The following is an 18,925-nucleotide window of genomic DNA, read 5'->3' as shown; positions in this document are numbered from 1 at the left end:
TCACACCTCCTTCGACTCGGGGTCGCCGCCGACGGCGGCCGGGGCACGCTCGGCGACCGCACGGCGGGCGCGCGGGCTGGGCGGTACCTGGAGGTCCATCGGGGGGACCGGGAAACTGCCCGGTGGACGTGCGGCCAACTGCTCCTCGATGGGCACCGGATCGGGTTTCTCCGACGAGGGCCACTTCCACGCGACCACCAGCACGATCAGGGCGATCACCCCGGTGGAGATCCACCGGGCTTCGGTGGAGAGCGCGCCGCTGCGGGCGACCTTGAAGTACGCCAGGAAGAGGATCCAGACCAGGCTGACCGGGATCAGCACCTTCCAGCCGAACCGCATGAACTGGTCGTACCGCATCCGGGGCAGTGTGGCCCGCAGCCAGATGAAGCCGAACAGCAGCGTGAAGACCTTGAGGAAGAACCAGATCAGGCCGAAGTAGCCGGAGTTGGCGCCCTCCCAGATCGCGGTGATCGGCCACGGTGCGCGCCAGCCACCCAGGAACAGCGTGGTGCAGAACGCCGAGACGGTGATCATGTTGATGTACTCGGCCAGGAAGAACAGCGCGAACTTGAACGACGAGTACTCGGTGTGGAACCCGCCGACCAGCTCGGACTCCGCCTCGGGCAGGTCGAACGGCGCCCGGTTGGTCTCACCGACCGCCGAGATCACGTAGATCAGGAAGCTCGGCAGCAGCTGCAGGCAGTACCAGCCGGGCATGGTGATCGTGACGCCGAAGAGCGTGGTCGGCTCGCCGGACGCCTGCGCCGCGACGATCTGCGAGGTGCTCATCGAGCCCGCGGTCATGAACACCGCGACGATGGAGAGGCCCATCGCGACCTCGTACGAAATCATCTGCGCACTCGACCGCAACGCGCCGAGCAGCGGGTACGTCGACCCGGACGCCCAGCCGGCCAGCACCACGCCGTAGACGCTCATCGACGAGCAGGCCAGCAGCACCAGCACCGAGACCGGTACGTCGGTGAGCTGCAGCGCGGTCCGATGACCGAACATGTTCACCACGCCACCGAACGGGATCACCGCGAAGGCGGTGAACGCCGTGGTCGCCGAGATGACCGGGGCGAGGAAGTAGACGATCTTGTCGGCGGTCTTCGGAATGATCTCCTCTTTGAACGGCAGCTTCAGGCCGTCGCTGAGGCTGGTCAGATAACCGCGGAACCCGACCTGGTTGGGGCCCGGCCGGACCGCCATCCGGGCCACGACCTTGCGCTCGTAGTTGATCGTGAACAGCGTCAGGATCAGCAGCAGGACGAACAGCCCGAGCAGCTTGATCAGCACGATCCACCAGACGTCCTGTTCGAACGTCTGCAGGGTCGGGTCCTCCGCGTGCGCCGCGAGAAGGACGTTCATCGCTCAACTCCCTCGGCGAGAATCGGACCGGGCAGACCGGCCGACAACCGGACCACCGCGCCGGCGGTGACGCCGAGACTGCGGCGCACCGTCGAAGCCGGCGAGTTGGTCGGCAGCCACACCACCTGCCGGGGCAGGTCGGCGATCGCGGCCGGCAGCGTCACCGAGCCGCGGTCACTGCGGACCGTGAGCAGGTCGCCGTCGGTGACCCGCAGCTGCTCGGCCAGCTCCTTGCCGAGCCGGACAACAGGCGGTCTCGCCGTACCGGCCAGCACCGCGTCGCCCTCGGTCAGCGTGCCCAGGTCGATCAGCTGGTGCCAGGTGGCCAGCACCGCGGCCCGCTCACCCGGCTCGGCGACCGCCTCGGCGGCGATCGACGGCAGCTCGGGACGGGCCGTGCCGGCCGGCAGCGCGCCCAGCTCGCGGCGCACCGCCTGCACGTCGCCGGTGTTCAGGGTGACGTCCAGCAGCGCGGCGATCGCCTCCAGCACCCGGCCGTCGGTCATCGCCGTGCTGCCCAGGACCTTCTCGAAGGACCGCAGCCGGCCCTCCCAGTCCATGTAGGTGCCGGACTTCTCCACCGCCGGCGCGATCGGCAGCACCACGTCGGCCCGCTCGGTCACCGCGCTGGTGCGCAATTCCAGGCTGACCAGGAAGGGCACCGCGTCCAGCGCCTGCTCGGCGAGGACCGGGTCGGTCAGGTCGCCCGGGTCCACCGCGCCGACCAGCAGGCCGCCGAGTGTCCCGTCGGCCGCCGCCGCGATGATCGCGTCGACGTCCCGGCCCGGCCGGCTCGGCAGCACGCCGGAGTCGACCGCCCAGCCCAGCGACAGCTCGGCGCGAGCGCCCGGGTCGCCGACCGGGCGACCGCCCGGCAGCAGGTTCGGCAGGCAGCCGGCGTCGACAGCACCCCGGTCACCGGCCCGGCGCGGCACCCACGCGAGGCGGGCGCCGGTCCGGGCGGCCAGCGCCGCGGCCGCGGAGAGCCCACCCGGCACGGTGGCCAGGCGTTCGCCGACCAGCAGCAGGCTGCCCGGAGCGCTGAGCGCCTCGGCGACCGCCGGGTCGGTGTTCAGCAGCCGGGCCTCGTCACCCGGCACCGCCGCGACGAGCGTGGCGCTGAGCTTCTCGAAGCCGCGGGACAGATACGGCGCGATCGCCGTGACCTGCAGTTTGCGGCGGCTGGTCGCCTTGCGCAGACGCAGGAAGAGGATCGGGCACTCCTCCTCCGGCTCCAGTCCGACGATCAGAGCGGACGGGGCGGCCTCGACATCGGCGTACGAAACCTCGGAAACCCCGGCCACCGCGGCCGCGAGGAAATCGGCCTCCTCGGTGATCTCGGCCGACGAGCCGGAGGCTCGGACCGGCCGCGCCCGGAAGTCGATGTCGTTGGTCCGCAGCACGATCCGGGCGAATTTCGCGTACGAGTACGCGTCCTCCACGGTGAGCCGCCCGCCGGTCAGCACCCCGACGCCCCGCTCGCGGGCCGCCTTCAGGCCTTCCGCGGCGGTGAGCAGCGCCTCGCTCCAGGACGCCTCGCGCAGCTGCCCGGTACGCGCGTCCCGGACCAGCGGCGTGGTGATGCGCTCGTTGGCCGTGGTGTAGCGGAAACCCCACCGGCCCTTGTCGCAGTTCCACTCCTCGTTGACCGCGGCGTCGTCACCGGCCAGCCGGCGCAGCACCTTGCCGCGCCGGTGGTCGGCTCGCATCGAACAGCCGGCCGCGCAGTGCTCGCAGGTGGTCGGCGAGGAGACCAGGTCGAACGGGCGGGCGCGGAACCGGTACTGCTCGCCGGTCAGCGCGCCGACCGGGCAGATCTGGATGGTGTTGCCGGAGAAGTACGAGTTGAACGCGACGTCCCCCTCGCCCTCGCCGACCTGGCCGTCCCCGGTGCCCGTGCCACCGAAGAAGTCGTCCCGGTAGACGTTGATCTGCTCGCCGGAGGACCGGTCCATCAGGTCGATGAACTTGTCGCCGGCGATCTCCTCGGAGAACCGGGTGCAGCGCTGGCAGAGCACGCAGCGCTCCCGGTCCAGCAGCACCTGGCTGGAGATGTGGATCGGCTTCTCGTACTCGCGCTTGGGCTCGTGGAACCGCGACTCGGCGCGGCCGTTGCTCATCGCCTGGTTCTGCAACGGGCACTCACCGCCCTTGTCGCAGGTCGGGCAGTCCAGCGGGTGGTTGATCAGCAGCAGTTCCATCACGCCGGCCTGGGCCTTGGCCGCCACCGGCGAGGTGACCTGGGTCTTCACCACCATGCCCTCGGCCACCGTCTGGGTGCACGAGGCGATCGGCTTGCGCTGGCCCTCCACCTCGACCAGGCACTGGCGGCAGGCACCGGCCGGCGCCAGCAGCGGGTGGTCGCAGAACCGCGGGATCGCGGTGCCCATCCGCTCGGCCACCCGGATGAGCAGCTCGCCCTTCTCCGCGGTGACCTCGACGCCGTCGATGGTCAGCGTGACCAGGTCGGCCCTCTTCGCTACGTCGGTCATCAGTGCGCTCCCACCAGGCTCTTCTCGGACAGCCGGGGAGCCGTGCGGCCCTCGATGTAGCCGAGGTAGTCGTCCCGGAACCACTTGAGCGTCGAGATGACCGGCGTCGCCGCGCCGTCACCGAGACCGCAGAAGGACCGGCCGAAGATGTTGTCCGCGGTGTCCTGCATGGTGTCCAGGTCGGCGAGGGTGCCCTGGCCGGCGAGGATCCGCCGGTAGGTACGCACCAGCCAGTAGTTGCCCTCCCGGCACGGTGTGCACTTGCCGCACGATTCGTGGTGATAAAACTCCAGCCACCGCCACGTGTTGTAGACCGGGCAGTCCTGGTCGGAGAAGATCTGCATCGCCGTGGTGCCCAGGATCGAGCCGGCCGCCGCGACACCCTCGAAGTCCATCGCGGTGTCGATGTGCTCGGCGGTCAGGATCGGCGTCGACGAGCCACCCGGCGTCCAGAACTTCAGCTCGTGGCCCGGCTGCATGCCGCCGGCCATCTCGATCAGCTCGCGCAGGGTGATGCCGAGGCCGCACTCGTACTGGCCCGGGTTGACCACCCGGCCGGAGAGCGAATAGATCATCGGGCCGGCCGACTTCTCGGTGCCCATGCTCTTCCACCAGTCCGCGCCGCCCAGCACGATGTACGGCACGCTGGCGATCGTGCCGACGTTGTTGACCACGGTCGGGCTGGCGTACAGGCCGGCGATGGCCGGGAAGGGCGGGCGCAGCCGGGGCTGGCCGCGGAACCCCTCCAGCGAGTCGAGCAGCGCGGTCTCCTCGCCGCAGATGTACGCGCCGGCGCCGCTGTGCACCACCAGGTCCAGGTCGAACCCGGAGCCGAGGATGTTCTTGCCGAGGTAACCGGCGGCGTACGCCTCCTGCACCGCGTTGCGCAGCCGCCGCGCGGCGTGCACCGCCTCACCGCGGATGTAGATGAACGCGCGGTTCGCCCGGATCGCGTAGGACGCGATGATCGCGCCCTCCACCAGCGAGTGCGGGTCGTACGTCATCAGCGGCAGGTCCTTGCAGGTGCCCGGCTCGCCCTCGTCCGCGTTGATCACGAGGTAGTGCGGCTTGCCGTCGCCCTGCGGGATGAAGCCCCACTTCAGCCCGGTCGGGAACCCCGCGCCACCACGGCCACGCAGCCCGGAGTCCTTGATCAGCTGGATCATGTCGTCCGGGTGCACGTCGAGGGTCTTGCGGAGCGCCTGGTAACCGTCGAGGCGCTCGTAGACGCCGATCTGCCAGGCGTCCGGCGAGAGCCAGCGCTTGGTCAGCACCGGGGTCAGCTTCTGCAGCACCTCAGGTCGGATTTGGGTCATTTCTCCTCCTCCGAGCCACGGGTCGGGTCGGGCGTGCGCGGGCTGTCGCCCGCGGGTTTGGCGTCGCCGGCCGGCGCGCTGCCCGCGACGCCGGTCGTCGCGCCCGCGTTCGCTTCCGGTTTCGCCGGTTCGCTCGCGGTGGGATTGCGGAGCTCCGCGGTACGGATCTGCGGGTCCTCGGTCTTCTTCCCGGCGTTGACCCGGTCACCGACCTGACCCGCCTTCTCGGCAGCCTTTCCGGCGACCGTGCCGACCGCAGCCTTCACCGCTTGCACCGCGGTCGCGACCTTGCCGGGCTGCTCCTCGCGAGCCGGCTTGGTGGTGGTGATCGGGGTGTCCAGGTTGAAGCCGGCCACCGCGATCCCGTGCTCCTGGGCGAGACGCACCCCGCGCAGCGTCGGCGCGCCGGCCACTCCGTCGCCGACCGCGCCCTCGCGCGGATCGGCGAAGCCGGCCAACTGGAACTGCATCTCCTTGAGCGAGCAGATCCGGGCGCCCCGGCTGGGCGTCGGCTGCTCGCCGTTACGCAGCTTGTCGACCATCTCGACCGCGGAGTCCGGCGTGGCCTGGTCGACGGTGAAGTCGTAGTTGACCGTCACCACCGGCGCGTAGTCGCAGGCGGCCAGGCACTCGGCGTGCTCGAGCGTGATCTTGCCGTCGGCGGTGGTCTCGTTGTGACCGACGCCGAGGTGCTCGGTCAGCTGGTCGTAGACCTCCTGACCGCCGAGCACGTTGCAGAGCGTGTTGGTGCAGACGCTGACCAGGTACTCACCGGTGGGCCGGCGCTTGTACATGGTGTAGAAGGTGGCGACCGCGCCCACCTGGGCCTTGTTGATGCCCAGGATCTCGGCGCAGAAGGACACCCCGGCCGGGGTGACGAACCCGTCCTCGGTCTGCACCAGGTGCAGCAGCGGCAGCAGCGCCGAGCGCTCCCGGCCGGCCGGGTACCGCGCCAGGATCTCCCGCGCGGCCCCCAGCAGCTTCTCCGCCAGCGGAGCCGCGGCCGGGGAGAATTCAACGGCAGTGTCGGACATCAGCGATCACACCCACCCATAACCGGGTCCAGGGAGGCGCCACCGGCGATCACGTCGGCCAGCAGTGCTCCCTCGGCCATCGCGGGGATGGCCTGGAGGTTGACGAAGCTCGGCTCGCGGTAGTGCACCCGGTAGGGGTGGGTGCCACCGTCAGAAACCGCGTGTACGCCGAGTTCGCCACGCGGGTGTTCCACCGCGACATAGACTTGACCGGGCGGCACCCGGAAGCCTTCGGTCACGAGCTTGAAGTGGTGGATCAGCGATTCCATCGACTGGCCCATGATCTTGGCGACGTGCTCCAGGGAGTTCCCGAGACCGTCCACGCCCAGCGCGAGCTGCGCGGGCCAGGCGATCTTCTTGTCCGCGACCCAGACCGGGCCGGGCTTGAGCCGGTCGAGCGTCTGTTCGACGATCTTCAGCGACTCCTTGATCTCCGCCAGCCGGACCAGATAACGACCCCAGACGTCCGCCGTGGTCGCGGTCGGCACGTCGAACTCGTACGTCTCGTAACCCGCGTACGGCATGGTCTTGCGCAGGTCCCAGGGCAGGCCAGCGGCCCGCAGCACCGGTCCGGTGATGCCCAGCGCCAGGCAACCGGTCACGTCCAGGACGGCGACACCCTGCGTGCGCTTCTGCCAGATGATCTGGCCGGAGAGCATCGCCTCGTATTCCTTGAGCTTCTTCGGCAGGTAGACCAGCAGGTCCCGGATCTTCTTGACCGCCGAGTCGGGCAGGTCCTGTGCCAGGCCGCCGGGCCGGATGTAGCCGTTGTTCATCCGCAGCCCGGAGGTCTCCTCGAAGATGTCGAGGATGTACTCCCGCTCCCGGAAGCCGTACAGCATCATCGAGATCGCGCCGAGCTCCATGCCGGTGGTGGCCAGCCAGACCAGGTGCGAGGCGATCCGCTGCAGCTCCATGAACATGACCCGGATCGTTCTGGCCCGCTCGGTGATCTGATCTTCGATCCCGAGCAGCTTCTCCACCGCGAAGCAGTACGCCGCCTCGTTGGACATGTTGGCCAGGTAGTCCATCCGGGTCACGAACGTGACGCCCTGCGTCCAGGTGCGGTACTCCAGGTTCTTCTCGATCCCGGTGTGCAGATAGCCGATCACCGGGCGGGCCTCGATCACCGTCTCGCCCTCGAGCTCCAGCACCAGCCGGAGCACGCCGTGGGTGGACGGGTGCTGGGGACCCATGTTGACGACGATCTTCTCGTTGCTGAGCGGGTCGATGCTGGACGTGACGCTGTCCCAGTCGCCGCCGGTGACCGTGAAGACCCGGCCCTCGGTCGTCTCGCGCGCGCTTGCGTACTCAGAACTTGTCACTGGTAGACCCTCCGCTGGTCGGGCGGCGGAATTTCGGCGCCCTTGTACTCCACGGGCACCCCGCCGAGCGGGTAGTCCTTGCGCTGGGGATGGCCCTCCCAGTCGTCCGGCATCAGGATCCGGGTCAGGTTCGGGTGGCCGGTGAAGACCACGCCGAACATGTCGTAGACCTCGCGCTCCTGCCAGTCCGCGGTCGGGTAGACGCTGGTCACGCTGGGCAGCGGCACACCGTCCGCGACAGCGGCCTCGAGACGGACCCTCCGGCGGTACGTCATCGAGGTGAGCTGGTACGCGATGTGGAACCGGCGCTCGTCGGTGGCCAGGTAGTCGACGCAGTCGACAGAGGAGCAGAGCTCGAACTTCAGGGACCCGTCGTCCCTCATTACCTGACAGACGTCCTTGATTCTCTCGGGCCTGATGTGAAGTGTGAGTTCCGCCCTATCCACCACCACTTTCTCGATGGCTTCGGAGAACGCCGGATAAGCTTCCTCCAACGCGTCATAGACGTCGTCGAAATACCCGCCGAACGGCCGAGGGCTGTCAAAAACAGCAGGTCGAGGGCGGACCAGACGGCCGAAACCGGAGACGTCGCCGGTGCCCATGACGCCGAACATTCCTTTGTCCGGACTGGACGGAGGCGGCGCTGTTTCGGGAGCAGAACCGCTACCCTCAGTTCCAGGCTGAATACTCATTTGCCACCCTCCCGCAAATGCGGCTGGAGTTTCATCCAGTTCTCGATCCGCAATTGCTCTTCGCGCCCTTCCTTGACGGCCTGCGTCCATTCCGCCCGGCGGACCTTGTCCACCCGGTACGACGACGGCATGGCACCCGGTGCGACGAGCGGGAGCTTGCCGTCGAGACGGCGCTGCTCGTGCATCTTGCGGCCGTTCGGGCCGAGAGGTGTGGCCATCACCTTCTCGCGCATCTTGAGGATCGCGTCGATCAGCATCTCCGGCCTGGGCGGACAGCCCGGCAGGTAGATGTCGACCGGGACGATGTGATCCACACCCTGCACGATGGCGTAGTTGTTGAACATGCCGCCGGACGAGGCGCAGACGCCCATCGAGATCACCGAGCGCGGCTCGGGCATCTGGTCGTAGATCTGCCGGACCACCGGAGCCATCTTCTGGCTGACCCGGCCCGCGACGATCATCAGGTCCGCTTGGCGAGGCGAAGCGCGGAACACCTCCATGCCCCAGCGACCCAGGTCGTAGTGCGGGCCACCGGCGGCCATCATCTCGATGGCGCAGCAGGCGAGACCGAAGGTCGCACCCCAGAACGATGACTTGCGAGCCCAGTTCGACAGCTTCTCGACCGAGGTGAGGAGGATGCCGCTGGGAAGTTTCTCTTCGATTCCCATGGTTATCAGTCCCAGTTGAGGCCGCCGCGCCGCCACACGTAGGTGTAGGCGATGAACACGGTGACGATGAAGAGGACCATTTCCACGAAGCCGAACAGGCCCAGCGCCTCGAACGAGACGGCCCACGGGTAGAGGAAGATGGTCTCGATGTCGAAGATGATGAAGAGCATCGCGGTCAGGTAGAACTTCACCGGGAAGCGTCCACCGCCGACCGGTTGAGGGGCCGGCTCGATGCCGCATTCGTAGGCGTCCATTTTTGCCCGGTTGTAGCGCTTCGGACCCACGATCGGTGCCACCGACACCGAGAACAACGCGAAGAGCGCGCCGAGGATCAGCAACCCGACGATCGGGACGTATGGGTTGATCGTCATCTTCACTCCCGTACGACTGTTAGCCGCTTCACACTAGTTTTTCGCTTTTGTATCCCTTTGGTCGGGGTGCCCGAATCCGTCGGTCAGACGGAGGGCGCCACCTTCGTCAAGCCGTTGATGATGCGGTCCATGGCGTCGCCACCGCGCGGGTCGGTGAGGTTGGCCAGGAGCTTGAGGACGAACTTCATCAACGTCGGGTGCGGCATGCCGTGCTTGGTGGCCAGCCGCATGATCTGCGGGTTGCCGATCAGCTTCACGAACACACCACCCAGGCGGTAGTAACCGCCGAACCGCAGGCTCAGCTCGGACGGGTAGGCGCGCAGCGCCCGCTCCCGTTCCGGTCCCGCCGGGCGGGCCAGTGCCTGCACCGCCACCTCGGCGGCCAGCTCACCGGACTCCATCGCGTACGCGATGCCCTCGCCGTTCATCGGGTTGACCATGCCACCCGAGTCGCCGACCAGCATCACGCCGCGGGTGTAGTGCGGCACCCGGTTGAAGCCCATCGGGAGCGCCGCGCCCAGCGTCGGGCCCTCCGCGTTCTCCTCGCCCCGCATACCCCAGTCCTCCGGGGTGGAGCCGAGCCAGTCGGTGAGCAGGTGCCGGTAGTTCGTCTTGCCGAACGCATCGGACGAGTTGAGGATGCCGAGGCCCACGTTCACCCGGCCGTCACCCAGCCCGAAGATCCATCCGTAACCCGGGAGGAGCCGGCTCGGGTCCTGCGCGCTGCGCAGCTCCAGCCAGGACTCCAGGTAGTTGTCGTCCGCCTTGACCGCGGAGCGGTAGTAGCGCCGGACGGCCACCCCGAGCGGGCGGTCGTCGCGCTTGGCCAGCCCCAGCGCCAGCGGGAACTTGCCGGAGACGCCGTCGGCGGCGATCACCAGCGGAGCGCGGTACTCGACGGGTTCCTTGTCCGGGCCGATCTTGGCCTCGACGCCGATCACGTACCCGTCCTCGTTCAGGACCGGGCCGATCACGTTCACGTTCGTCCGCAGCAGCGCGCCGGCCTCGACCGCGCGGTCGGCCAGCATGTCGTCGAAGTCCATCCGGGTGCGGACCAGGCCGTAGTTGGGGAAGCTGGCCAGCTCGGGCCAGTCCAGCTCGAGCCGGACCCCGCCGCCGATCACCCGGAGGCCGCGGTTGTGCAGCCAGCCGGCCTTCTCCGAGGTGTCGATGCCCATCCGGACCAGCTGCCGGACCGCGCGCGGGGTCAGGCCGTCGCCACAGACCTTCTCGCGCGGGAACTCGGTCTTCTCGAGCAGCAGGACGCGAACTCCGTGCCGGGCGAGGTGGTACGCGGCCGCGCTGCCACCGGGCCCCGCGCCGACCACGATCACGTCAGCCTCGTCGGCGACGGTCGATGGCGAGTGGTCAGTCACGGTGCAGCCTCCGATCCCGCGGCGCTCGTGAATTAGTTCACAAGCGCGCCTCGATCGGAGTCTAGGCCGACTATCGAAGATCTTTGCGCTCAGGTCAGCCTAATTGTTTCGGCGTGGCTAACGAATCGGGGCAGATTCCCCCAAAACGCGATCTGCGATCCCCCGGGCCGGGCCCTCGAGATGATCTCGGATAGTGCCGTCCATCGCCCGGTCCAAAGCGACGATCAGTTCCTCTACCAGGTCTTGCGCCAACAGGGGATCTTGGGCGGCGACCATCCGGATGCGATTGGCCAGCTCACTGGCACGCCGCTCACCAGCCTCGCCCTCATCAATCGCGATGTCGATGTCGGTGTCCTCGAGCTGCCCGATTTTTGTCATAACTTCGAGCTAAACAGTCGATTCGCTCCGCGTACGTGAAATGACCGTTTTGTCACCGACACGCGCGAGTTGATCAGGATCCGTTTTCGGTACGGCCGGTCAGCGGCGGGTCGCCCGGTGCAGCGACACCACTCCGCCGGTCAGGTTGCGCCAGCCGACCCGGTCCCACGGCCCCGACTCGGCGATCCGCCCGGCCAGCCCGGCCTGGTCCGGCCAGGCGCGGATCGACTCGGCCAGGTACACGTACGCATCCGGGTTGCTCGACACCCCGCGCGCCACCACCGGCAGCGAGCGCATCAGGTACTGCATGTAGACGGTCCGGAAGGCCGGGTTCGTCGGCGTGCTGAACTCGCACACCACCAGGCGGCCGCCCGGCCGGGTCACCCGGGCGAACTCACGCAGCGCAGCGCCGGTGTCCACCACGTTGCGCAGCGCGAAGGAGATCGTCACCGCGTCGAAGGTGGCGTCCGGGAACGGCAGGTGCAGCGCGTCACCGGCCAGCAGCGGCACCTCGGCCCGCACCCGGCGGCCGGCCTGCAGCATCCCGACCGAGATGTCGGCGCCGACCGCGAACGCGCCGGACCGGCCCAGCTCGTCGGTGGAGACGCCGGTGCCCGCACCCACGTCCAGCACCCGCTCACCCGGCCGCAGGCCCAGCGCGGCCCGGGTGGCCCGGCGCCAGCTGCGGTCCTGTGCGAAGGAGAGCACCGTGTTGGTCAGGTCGTAGCGCTTGGCCACGCCGTCGAACATCTCGGCGACCTCGTGGGGCTCTTTGTCCAGATCTGCGCGCGTCACGTCAACCAACTCTGCCACTACGTCGCCAAACAGAACGGGCGGGATGGTTTCCCATCCCGCCCGTGCCTTGTGCGTTATATATACGACCGCCATCGGTCGGGTCCGACTGCTCGTCACCGACGCTGACCGCCTGGCGACGCATAAGTTTTTCCGGTTCCGTACGCAGGCAACGTAACCAGCGGGAACGGCGCGGTACAGCCAACAGGCGGGCTCGTTACGAAGGAGCAATACAGCCCTCCCCGGTCCGACGACCCCCACCCTGGCCGAACGGTCAGCTCGGACGCGCCGAAGGGCTCGGTGAGGGCGTGTTCTCGGCGGCATCGGCGAGATCTCGCGCCTGCCAGGCGACCAGCACCACCACCAGGATCGCGGCCACCACCGCGGACCAGACCAACGCGCCGGCCGCGGACCACATGGCCTTGCGGGTCACACCCACCGCGGTCTTGGCCACGCGGTAGCCACCACGGGCGTTCTTCAACTTGACCCAGGCCGCGGTGAAGAAGAACACCACGATCGCGGTGACGACGAAGGTCAGCAGTGACACGCTGCTGTTCAGCATGCGTCACAGAATGCAACGAACAGCCGACCATGTCTGTCGATAGATCGGCTGTTCCGATCGTCCTATCCGGCCGTTACTGGGCGTCCACAAGGGGGAGCTGGGTACGCCCCGCCACGCCGCCACCGGGGATCGCGATCGACGAGAAGTGCGAGACCACGCGGTCGTCGGTCGGGTCGTCGGCGGCGGTCCGGTGCACCGCGAGGTGCTTGTACCACGTGTCGCGCCAGGCCGGGATCCGGTCCGCGGTGCGGATCATCGAGATGAGTTCCTGCAGGTTGGAGCGGTGCTTGGCACCGGCCGAGGAGATCACGTTCTCCTCCAGCATGATCGAACCCAGGTCGTCGACGCCCATGTGCAGCGAGAGCTGGCCGATGTCCTTGCCGGTGGTCAGCCAGGACGCCTGCAGGTGCGCGATGTTGTCGAAGAACAGCCGGGAGACCGCGATGAACCGCAGGTACTCCATCGTGGTCGCCTGGGTGCGGCCCTTCAGGTGGTTGTTCTCTGCCTGGTACGTCCACGGGATGAAGGCGCGGAAGCCACCGACCTCGTGCGACTCCTCCACCGCGATGTCGCGGTACCCGTTCGCCACCGCGAGGTCCTGCACCTCACGGATCATCCGGATGTGCTCGATGCGCTCGAAGTTGGTCTCGCCGGTGCCCATCATCATGGTCGCGGTCGAGGACAGGCCGTTACGGTGAGCCACCGCCATCACCTCGAGCCAGCGCGCACCGCTCTCCTTGAGCGGGGCGATCGCCTTGCGCGGCCGGTCGGGCAGCATCTCGGCGCCGGCGCCGGCGATCGAGGTCAACCCGGCTGCCTTGATCCGGAGGATGGCCTCCTCGATCGACAGGTTCGAGACCTTGGCCATGTGCAGGATCTCACTCGGGCCGATCGAGTGGATCGCGAGCTGCGGGAACGCCTGCTTGACCGAGGAGAAGAGCTCCTCGTAGTACTCCACGCCGTAGTCCGGGTGGTGGCCGCCCTGCAGCATCACCTGGGTGGCGCCGAGCTCGACCGCCTCGGCGCAGCGGCGCAGGATCTCCTCGGTCGGGTGCGACCAGCCCTCTTTGTGCTTGGGGGCCCGGTAGAACGCGCAGAACTTGCACGCCGTGACGCACACGTTCGTGTAGTTGATGTTGCGGTCGATCAGGTAGGTGACGATGCCGTCCGGGTACCGCCGGCGCCGGACCGCGTCGGCCGCCTCGCCCAGTGCGTGGAACGGGGCCTCCGTGTAGAGCAGCAGCGCCTCCTCGGGGGTGATCCGCCCACCGTCCGCGCCGCGCTGCAGGATGCTGTCGATCTCCGGGTTCACCGTCACGACAGGAAGCGTACGTCCAACGGCGGACAGCCGTCAGCGGCCTCGGTCACCGCCACCCGCGCCGTCGATGAGCACGCCCAGCCCGTCGAGCACCCGGGCGAGGCCGAAGTCGTACGCATGATCGGGGTTGTGGGCGGCGCCGAGCGCGGCGCCCGCCGCGGCGCCGACCCGAGTGGCGGTCGGGTAGGCGTGCTGGTCGAAGACCGCTTCGAAGACCGGGCCGCGCTCCTGCCACCACTCCCAGTCGGTCTCCTGGCTGCGCTCGGCCGCGGCCCGGCCGTCGGCGGCGGTCCGCGCCGAGGACTGCACGAAGCCGATCAGGAAGGTCAGCGCCGAGTCGATCTCCACATCGTCCAGCCCGCAGCCGGTGAAGGCGCGCAGCTCGTGCTCGTACTTCGCCATCAGGCCGGGCCCGAGCGGCGGCCGGTTGGCCGGCAGACCGGCCACCCACGGATGCTCCTCGACAAGCATGCGGTTCTCCGCGGCGATCGCGGTCAGCCGCTCCCGCCACGGCCGGTCCGGCAGCTCGGCCCGAGGCATCGCCAGGTAGACCCGGTCCAGCATCAACTCCAGCAGGGTCGCCTTGTCCGGCACGTAGGTGTAGAGCGTCATCGGCACCACGCCCAGCTCGGTCGCGACCCGGCGCATCGAGACCGCGTCCAGCCCCTCGGCGTCGGCCAGGCTGATGCCGGTCTCGATGACCCGGACCACGCTCAGGCCCGGACGGCGGCCTCGCTTGCGCTCGACCGCCTCCGGAAACCAGAGCAGATCGATGGTGCGGCGCGCTTCGGCCATCTCGGGTGGCACTCCTTTCTTGTACGGCGTATTCTGTACGGCGTACAACTAACCGTCCTGGGGAGGCACCATGCGAATCCGGTCATCCGCACTAGCGCTCACCGTCGACGACGTCCCCGCCTCGAGCAAGTTTCTCGCGGACCACTTCGGCTATGTCGAACGGATGGCGGCTGACGGGTTCGCCTCTCTCGGCCGCGACGACGCCGGCCTCGACCTGATGTTCATGCGCCGCGGCCTGGAGGTGCTGCCACCACACCTGCGCGAGGTGGCCGCCGCCGGCGCGATCGTCGCCTTCGTGGTCGACGACCTCGACGCCGAGCAGGACCGGTTGCGCGCCGAGGGCGTCGAGCTCACCCTGCCGATCCGCGAGGAGCCCTGGGGCGAGCGCCTGCTGCTGGTCACCGACCCCAATGGTGTCGTTTACGAGTTGGTGGAGTGGGCCGAGACCGAGCCGGGCCGATAATCTCGACGAACTGCTCAGGGGGTTGATACGTGCTCGTCGTTCACGGCGCCTGGGCGCCCGGGTCCGGGCGCCCAGGCCGGTTACTGCTCTGGGCCGAGGAACCGACCGCCCGGGAGACCTCGGCGTCCCGGGCCAAGGTCCGCCCACATCCGTTCGCGGCCGGCGCCGAGGCGCTGGCCGGCGCCCTCGCGCTCCCCGATGACGTGACCAGCATCGGAACCGGCACGGTCCAGCTGCCCGGCACCTCACAGGGGCCGGTCCCCTCCCCGGAGACCGGCGTCGAGCCGGCCACCTCGCGCGGCGTCCGGCTGGCCGGCTGGACCGTGCCCACCCTCGTGGTGCCCGGTGAGTCCGCCGTGGCCGTGCTCGCGGCCCTCGCCGACCCCGACCCGGCCGGAGCCTGGGTCGCCGGCGCCTCGCTGCGTTATCTCTGCCTGCTCGCCGGCTGGGCCTGCGACCTGGCCCAGCACGGCCGGATGCTGCCGCAGCTGACCATCGAGGAGAAGGTGCCTGCCGCGCGGTGGCGCTCCGTGCTGACCGGCACCGACCTGGCCACCTACCGCGACTTCGCGGCGGGGATGCCACCGGTGGTCCGGGCGGTCACCCCGGTCACGGCTCCGGCGCGCGCGGGTTCCGCGGCCGCCGAGGGGCACCCGGCCGGGCGGACCCTGCGGGACGCGCTGGAGACGCTGCTCGACGCGTCGGCCCGGGTGATCCTGCCGGAGCGGATCCTCGGCGGCCACCGGGCCGGGCCGAAAGCGCCGCTGCCGGACCGCTGGATCACCGCGCTGACCGCACCCGACCCCACCCTGCCGCACGCGTCCGCCGGCGAGCTGCGCGACCTGCGCAAGGCGCTCGACGACTGGATGCGCGCGGCCCAGGCGGCGAACGGGCCGATCCGGGTCAGTTTCCGCCTGACCGAGCCCGAACCGGGCGAGGACGACTGGCAGCTGGAGTTCGCCCTGCAGTCGGCCGAGGACTCCGGCCTCTACCTGCCGGCCGAGGCGGTCTGGGCCGGTGAGCGGTTCCCGGGCCTGCCGAGGCGGCCCGACGAGGCGCTGCTGGCCGGGCTGGGCCGCGCGGTGAGACTGTTCCCGCAGCTCAACGACGCACTGCGGCAGCAGCAGCCGGCCGCGATGGAGCTGAACACCGCCGAGGCCTACGACTTCCTGCGCCAGGCTGCCCCGCTGCTGCAGGCGGCCGGGTTCGGCGTGCAGCTGCCGTCCTGGGCCGGGCGCAAGGGTGTCGGCCTGAAACTGACCACCCGGACCAGGTCCAAGGCGGGCGCCTCGCGGGCGGCCGCCGACTCCGGGTTCGGCCTGAGCGAGATCGTCGACTTCCGGCTCGACCTGGTGATCGGCGACGGCACGGTCAGCGCCGAGGAGCTGGCCGAGCTGGCCCGGCTCAAGGTGCCGCTGGTGCGGGTCCGCGGGCAGTGGGTCGAGCTGGACGATCGCCAGCTCAAGGCCGCGCTCAAGGCGGTCGGCCGGCGGCGGGAGGGCGAGCTGACCGCCGCCGAGGTGCTGCAGCAGGTGGTCGAGGGCGGCGAGGAGGACCTGCCGCTGATCGAGGTGGACGCCGACGGTGTGCTCGGCGATCTGCTCTCCGGCCAGGCCTCCGAGCGCCTCGAGCCGATGCCGACCCCGGAGGGGTTCCGGGGGACGCTCCGGCCGTACCAGGAGCGGGGCCTGTCCTGGCTGCACTTCCTCACCCGGCTCGGGCTGGGCGGGATCCTGGCCGACGACATGGGCCTGGGCAAGACCGCGCAGACCCTCTCGCTGCTGCTCACCGAGCGCGTCGGGCGGGCACCCGAGGAGAACGCGCCGACGCTGCTGATCTGCCCGATGTCCCTGATCACCAACTGGCAGAAGGAAGCCGAGCGGTTCGCCCCGGAGCTGCGGGTCTACGTGCACCACGGCGGCACCCGGCAGCGCGGTGACGACTTCCTCGCCGCGGTCGGCGCGGCTGATCTGGTGCTCACCACGTATGGCACGGCCGCGCGCGACCTGGAGACGCTGCGGGAGATCGGCTGGAGCCGGGTGGCTTGTGACGAGGCTCAGGCGATCAAGAACAGCGGCACCCGCCAGTCACAGGCGGTCCGGGCCATCCCGGCGCGCACCAGGCTGGCCCTGACCGGCACCCCGGTGGAAAACCACCTCGCCGAGCTCTGGTCCATCATGGACTTCTGCAATCCGGGACTGCTCGGGCCGGCGAAGAGGTTCCGCCGCCGGTTCCAGGAGCCGATCGAGATCAACCAGGACGCGGACGCGACCGCCGCGTTGAAACGCGCGACCGGGCCGTTCGTGCTGCGCCGCCTCAAGACCGACAAGAGCATCATCTCGGACCTTCCGGAGAAGAACGAGATGAAGGTGTGGTGCACGCTCACTCCCGAGCAGGCCACCCTCTACCAGGCCGTGGTCGAGGACATGATGTCCGAGATCGAGGGCAGCGAGGGCATCCAGCGGCGGGGCAACGTGCTGGCCGCGATGATGAAGCTCAAACAGGTCTGCAACCACCCGGCGCACCTTCTCAAGGACGGTTCCCGGCTGCCCGACCGGTCCGGGAAGCTGGCCCGGCTCGAGGAGCTGGCCGAGGAGATCGTCGAAGACGGCGACAAGGCCCTGATCTTCACTCAGTACGCGGAGTGGGGCTCCCTGCTGCAGCCCTACCTGGCGGCGCACCTGGACCGTCCAGTGCTGTGGCTGCACGGCGGGCTCAGCAAACCCCGTCGCGACGAGCTCGTCGAGCGCTTCCAGACCGAGGACGAGCCGATGCTCTTCCTGCTCTCGCTGAAAGCGGCCGGCACCGGGCTCAACCTGACCGCGGCCAACCATGTCGTCCACTTTGACCGGTGGTGGAACCCAGCCGTCGAGGACCAGGCCACCGACCGGGCGTTCCGCATCGGACAGTCGCGTGACGTGCAGGTCCGCAAGTTCATCTGCACCGGCACGCTCGAGGAGAAGATCGACGCGATGATCGAGCGGAAGAAGGCGCTGGCCTCGGCAGTCGTCGGCACCGGCGAGGAGTGGATCACCGATCTGAGCACGGACCAGCTGCGCGAACTGTTCGCGCTCGACCCGGCGGCGGTGCGCTGAGATGCCGTTCGACAAGTCCGGCCAGTTCTACGACGCGGCTCGTCCGATCGAAGTGGACGGTGGGCTCGCCGTCCGGTCGAAACGCGGCAAGATCGGCGAGCAGTGGTGGTCGCGGCGCTTCGTCGACGTGCTGGAGGAGGTCTGCGACCCGGGCCGGCTCGCGCGCGGACGCGCCTACGCACGAAAAGGGCAGGTCATCGACTTCGCCCTGAGCGCCGGGCAGATGGTCGCGCGGGTGCAGGGGTCGCGGCCGACGCCTTATCAGGTGACGATCCGGATCGCCGCGTTCGACGAGGCACAGTGGACGGAGATCACCGAGGCGCTCGGCGCGCAGGCGCTCTATCGCGCCGCGCTGCTGGCCGGCGAGATGCCGCGCGAGATCGTCGAGCTGTTCACCGACCTGGGGCTCCCGCTCTTCCCGTCGGAGCTGAACATCGACTGTTCCTGCCCGGACTGGGGCATACCGTGCAAACACGGCTCTGCGGCGCTGTATGTGCTGGCCGAGGCGTTCGACGACGATCCGTTCCTGGTGCTGGCCTGGCGCGGGCGGGCCCGGGAGACGCTGCTCGACGCCCTGCGCGGCACAACCGATCCGGGCGAGGCGGTGGATCCGCTGGCGGTGGCGGAGGAGCCGCTCACCGACCGGATGGCCGACTACTACTCCCCCGCGGTGAGCCTCGGCCGGTTGCGGGAGCGACCACCGCGCGGCGGGACACCGCCCGAGCTTCTGCTGCGGGCCCTGGACCCGCCGCCGGTCAAGGTCCGTCACATTCCGCTGATCGACCTGCTGCGCCCGCTCTACCGCGACCTGGCCGCCCAGCCGGAGGAGTGACGCGGGCCGGGGCCTGCGGTAACGCAGGCCAGGGCAGCGGTGACGCAG

17 protein-coding genes are annotated in these 18,925 nt (G+C 69.4%); 3 read left to right on the top strand and 14 right to left on the bottom strand.

Annotation, left to right across the window (positions count from 1 at the left end; translation table 11 throughout):
- The 14 genes from nuoH to ADL15_RS10640 all read right to left on the bottom strand — a co-directional run bounded on the left by nuoH (position 1) and on the right by ADL15_RS10640 (position 14,487).
- Positions 1–1,368 carry an NADH-quinone oxidoreductase subunit NuoH gene (gene nuoH / locus ADL15_RS10705; RefSeq protein ID WP_067687819.1) on the bottom strand — a complete coding sequence of 456 codons (1,368 nt, stop codon included), beginning with the start codon at positions 1,366–1,368 and terminating at the stop codon, positions 1–3.
- Positions 1,365–3,860 (bottom strand): NADH-quinone oxidoreductase subunit G, encoded by a 2,496-nt coding sequence (locus ADL15_RS10700; protein WP_067687817.1) that lies wholly within the window; start codon positions 3,858–3,860, stop codon positions 1,365–1,367. The genes nuoH and ADL15_RS10700 overlap by 4 nt, the downstream gene beginning before the upstream one ends.
- Positions 3,860–5,176 carry an NADH-quinone oxidoreductase subunit NuoF gene (gene nuoF, locus ADL15_RS10695; protein WP_067687815.1) on the bottom strand — a complete coding sequence of 439 codons (1,317 nt, stop codon included), beginning with the start codon at positions 5,174–5,176 and terminating at the stop codon, positions 3,860–3,862. Before nuoF ends, ADL15_RS10700 begins: the two co-directional genes overlap by 1 nt.
- Positions 5,173–6,210 carry an NADH-quinone oxidoreductase subunit NuoE gene (gene nuoE, locus ADL15_RS10690; RefSeq protein ID WP_067687813.1) on the bottom strand — a complete coding sequence of 346 codons (1,038 nt, stop codon included), beginning with the start codon at positions 6,208–6,210 and terminating at the stop codon, positions 5,173–5,175. Before nuoE ends, nuoF begins: the two co-directional genes overlap by 4 nt.
- Positions 6,210–7,535, bottom strand: a complete 1,326-nt coding sequence (locus tag ADL15_RS10685; protein WP_067687812.1) for an NADH-quinone oxidoreductase subunit D — start codon at positions 7,533–7,535, stop codon at positions 6,210–6,212. The genes nuoE and ADL15_RS10685 overlap by 1 nt, the downstream gene beginning before the upstream one ends.
- On the bottom strand, positions 7,532–8,227 hold the full coding sequence (locus ADL15_RS10680) for an NADH-quinone oxidoreductase subunit C (protein WP_067687811.1): 696 nt from the start codon (positions 8,225–8,227) through the stop codon (positions 7,532–7,534). Before ADL15_RS10680 ends, ADL15_RS10685 begins: the two co-directional genes overlap by 4 nt.
- The gene (locus ADL15_RS10675; RefSeq protein ID WP_067687810.1) at positions 8,224–8,895 is read right to left on the bottom strand and encodes a NuoB/complex I 20 kDa subunit family protein; all 672 of its coding nucleotides are present in this window, start codon (positions 8,893–8,895) and stop codon (positions 8,224–8,226) included. The genes ADL15_RS10680 and ADL15_RS10675 overlap by 4 nt, the downstream gene beginning before the upstream one ends.
- A gap of 5 nt (positions 8,896–8,900) precedes the next feature.
- Positions 8,901–9,266, bottom strand: a complete 366-nt coding sequence (locus tag ADL15_RS10670) for an NADH-quinone oxidoreductase subunit A (RefSeq protein WP_157441287.1) — start codon at positions 9,264–9,266, stop codon at positions 8,901–8,903.
- A gap of 83 nt (positions 9,267–9,349) precedes the next feature.
- Complete coding sequence (locus ADL15_RS10665) at positions 9,350–10,642, bottom strand: geranylgeranyl reductase family protein (RefSeq protein ID WP_067687808.1); 1,293 nt, start codon at positions 10,640–10,642, stop codon at positions 9,350–9,352.
- 117 nt (positions 10,643–10,759) lie between these two features.
- On the bottom strand, positions 10,760–11,020 hold the full coding sequence (locus ADL15_RS10660; protein ID WP_067687806.1) for a hypothetical protein: 261 nt from the start codon (positions 11,018–11,020) through the stop codon (positions 10,760–10,762).
- Positions 11,021–11,119: 99 nt separating this feature from the next.
- Positions 11,120–11,815 (bottom strand): demethylmenaquinone methyltransferase, encoded by a 696-nt coding sequence (locus ADL15_RS10655; protein ID WP_067687804.1) that lies wholly within the window; start codon positions 11,813–11,815, stop codon positions 11,120–11,122.
- Positions 11,816–12,086: 271 nt separating this feature from the next.
- The gene (locus ADL15_RS10650) at positions 12,087–12,374 is read right to left on the bottom strand and encodes a hypothetical protein (protein ID WP_067687802.1); all 288 of its coding nucleotides are present in this window, start codon (positions 12,372–12,374) and stop codon (positions 12,087–12,089) included.
- A 73-nt stretch (positions 12,375–12,447) separates the two neighbouring features.
- Positions 12,448–13,692: a cyclic dehypoxanthinyl futalosine synthase gene (gene mqnC, locus ADL15_RS10645; RefSeq protein WP_067687800.1), complete on the bottom strand. Its 1,245-nt coding sequence runs from the start codon at positions 13,690–13,692 to the stop codon at positions 12,448–12,450.
- A gap of 33 nt (positions 13,693–13,725) precedes the next feature.
- Complete coding sequence (locus ADL15_RS10640; protein ID WP_067687798.1) at positions 13,726–14,487, bottom strand: TetR/AcrR family transcriptional regulator; 762 nt, start codon at positions 14,485–14,487, stop codon at positions 13,726–13,728.
- A gap of 70 nt (positions 14,488–14,557) precedes the next feature.
- Between ADL15_RS10640 and ADL15_RS10635 the strand changes: the two genes are divergently transcribed.
- The 3 genes from ADL15_RS10635 to ADL15_RS10625 are packed head-to-tail and all read left to right on the top strand — an operon-like array spanning position 14,558 to position 18,877.
- Positions 14,558–14,950: a VOC family protein gene (locus tag ADL15_RS10635; RefSeq protein ID WP_067687796.1), complete on the top strand. Its 393-nt coding sequence runs from the start codon at positions 14,558–14,560 to the stop codon at positions 14,948–14,950.
- 29 nt (positions 14,951–14,979) lie between these two features.
- Entirely contained in the window at positions 14,980–18,045 is a 3,066-nt protein-coding gene (locus ADL15_RS10630; protein WP_067687794.1) for a DEAD/DEAH box helicase, read from the top strand.
- A gap of 1 nt (position 18,046) precedes the next feature.
- The gene (locus ADL15_RS10625; protein ID WP_067687790.1) at positions 18,047–18,877 is read left to right on the top strand and encodes an SWIM zinc finger family protein; all 831 of its coding nucleotides are present in this window, start codon (positions 18,047–18,049) and stop codon (positions 18,875–18,877) included.
- The last annotated feature ends 48 nt before the right edge of the window (positions 18,878–18,925 follow it).

The organism is Actinoplanes awajinensis subsp. mycoplanecinus, from assembly GCF_001509495.1.
GTDB lineage: Bacteria > Actinomycetota > Actinomycetes > Mycobacteriales > Micromonosporaceae > Actinoplanes > Actinoplanes palleronii.
Note: the sequence above shows the minus strand (reverse complement) of the source record. Positions and strands in the feature narration are given on the sequence as shown.

What these genes read in the sequence shown, in the direction of transcription:
- nuoH (WP_067687819.1), bottom strand. Translation starts at nt 1,368, where the DNA reads ATGAACGTCCTTCTCGCGGCGCACGCGGAGGACCCGACCCTGCAGACG.
- ADL15_RS10700 (WP_067687817.1), bottom strand. Translation starts at nt 3,860, where the DNA reads ATGACCGACGTAGCGAAGAGGGCCGACCTGGTCACGCTGACCATCGAC.
- nuoF (WP_067687815.1), bottom strand. Translation starts at nt 5,176, where the DNA reads ATGACCCAAATCCGACCTGAGGTGCTGCAGAAGCTGACCCCGGTGCTG.
- nuoE (WP_067687813.1), bottom strand. Translation starts at nt 6,210, where the DNA reads ATGTCCGACACTGCCGTTGAATTCTCCCCGGCCGCGGCTCCGCTGGCG.
- ADL15_RS10680 (WP_067687811.1), bottom strand. Translation starts at nt 8,227, where the DNA reads ATGAGTATTCAGCCTGGAACTGAGGGTAGCGGTTCTGCTCCCGAAACA.
- ADL15_RS10675 (WP_067687810.1), bottom strand. Translation starts at nt 8,895, where the DNA reads ATGGGAATCGAAGAGAAACTTCCCAGCGGCATCCTCCTCACCTCGGTC.
- ADL15_RS10670 (WP_157441287.1), bottom strand. Translation starts at nt 9,266, where the DNA reads ATGACGATCAACCCATACGTCCCGATCGTCGGGTTGCTGATCCTCGGC.
- ADL15_RS10660 (WP_067687806.1), bottom strand. Translation starts at nt 11,020, where the DNA reads ATGACAAAAATCGGGCAGCTCGAGGACACCGACATCGACATCGCGATT.
- ADL15_RS10650 (WP_067687802.1), bottom strand. Translation starts at nt 12,374, where the DNA reads ATGCTGAACAGCAGCGTGTCACTGCTGACCTTCGTCGTCACCGCGATC.
- ADL15_RS10640 (WP_067687798.1), bottom strand. Translation starts at nt 14,487, where the DNA reads ATGGCCGAAGCGCGCCGCACCATCGATCTGCTCTGGTTTCCGGAGGCG.
- ADL15_RS10635 (WP_067687796.1), top strand. Translation starts at nt 14,558, where the DNA reads ATGCGAATCCGGTCATCCGCACTAGCGCTCACCGTCGACGACGTCCCC.
- ADL15_RS10625 (WP_067687790.1), top strand. Translation starts at nt 18,047, where the DNA reads ATGCCGTTCGACAAGTCCGGCCAGTTCTACGACGCGGCTCGTCCGATC.